Source organism: Kitasatospora sp. NPDC059803 (genome assembly GCF_042732255.1).
GTDB lineage: Bacteria > Actinomycetota > Actinomycetes > Streptomycetales > Streptomycetaceae > Kitasatospora.
This window is the reverse complement of the sequence record NZ_JBHWIJ010000452.1, coordinates 1,181-2,291: the sequence shown is the minus strand read 5'-3', so window position 1 is coordinate 2,291 and position 1,111 is coordinate 1,181. Positions and strand designations below refer to the sequence as shown.

1 protein-coding gene is annotated in these 1,111 nt (G+C 74.4%); it reads left to right on the top strand.

All coding sequences use genetic code 11. From position 1 onward, the window contains the following. Positions 1–255: 255 nt before the first annotated feature. Entirely contained in the window at positions 256–981 is a 726-nt protein-coding gene (gene rph, locus ACFV6I_RS37845; protein WP_063349221.1) for a ribonuclease PH, read from the top strand. Positions 982–1,111 lie beyond the last annotated feature (130 nt).

Below are 1,111 nucleotides of genomic sequence, written 5' to 3'. Positions count from 1 at the left end.
CTTGGCGTCCTTGGCCACCTCCCCCCCCCCGCGGTCGTTTCCCTGTTGGTAGTGTTGGTCGGGGGCCCCCGGGGCCCCCACCCCCCCCCGCCCCCCCCCCACACCGTTTCGGGGGGGCCCGAGGCGCACCCGGGGCCGGCACCGAGCCACAGCCGGGAACGGCGCCGAGCAGCGCCCGGGGACGGCGCCGAGCCGCAGCCCGGCGGGCCGAGGCGCACCAGGAACACCCGCTCCGAGCGACTACGCTCAGTGCCTATGTCACGCATCGACGGCCGCACCCCCGACCAGCTCCGCCCCATCACCATCGAACGGGGCTGGAGCAAGCACGCCGAAGGATCCGTCCTCATCTCCTACGGTGACACCAAGGTGCTGTGCACCGCCAGCGTCACCGAGGGCGTCCCCCGCTGGCGCAAGGGCAGCGGCGAAGGCTGGGTCACCGCCGAGTACTCCATGCTCCCGCGCGCCACCAACACCCGCGGCGACCGCGAGGCCGTCAAGGGCCGCATCGGCGGCCGCACCCACGAGATCAGCCGGCTCATCGGCCGCTCGCTGCGCGCCGTCGTCGACCACCGCGCCCTCGCCGAGAACACCATCGTCCTCGACTGCGACGTCCTCCAGGCCGACGGCGGCACCCGCACCGCCGCCATCACCGGCGCCTACGTCGCCCTCGCCGACGCCGTCGCCTGGGCCCGCGACCGCAAGCTCCTGCGCGCCAAGGGCCAGCCCATCACCGGCGGCGTCAGCGCCGTCAGCGTCGGCATCATCGACGGCGTCCCGATGCTCGACCTCCAGTACGAGGAGGACGTCCGCGCCGAGACCGACATGAACATCGTCTGCACCGCCGACGGCCGCTTCGTCGAGGTCCAGGGCACCGCCGAGGGTGCCCCCTTCGACCGCGCCCTGCTCGACCGCCTGCTCGACCTCGGCACCCTGGGCTGCGCCGAGCTCGACGAGATCCAGCGCAAGGCCCTGGAGGCCTGAACCGGTTCGGCCCACGGCGCCGTGGACCCGGATGTACCCGCCGCCGTACGGGCCGCAGTACCCCCCCGGCCCCGAGACCCTAAGCTGGACCCACCACCCCACCCTCGCGAACCGACCCACCCCCCCCGCG

Bases quoted from the DNA above. Each gene is read 5' to 3' on its own strand.
- rph (WP_063349221.1), top strand. From the start codon at position 256: ATGTCACGCATCGACGGCCGCACCCCCGACCAGCTCCGCCCCATCACC.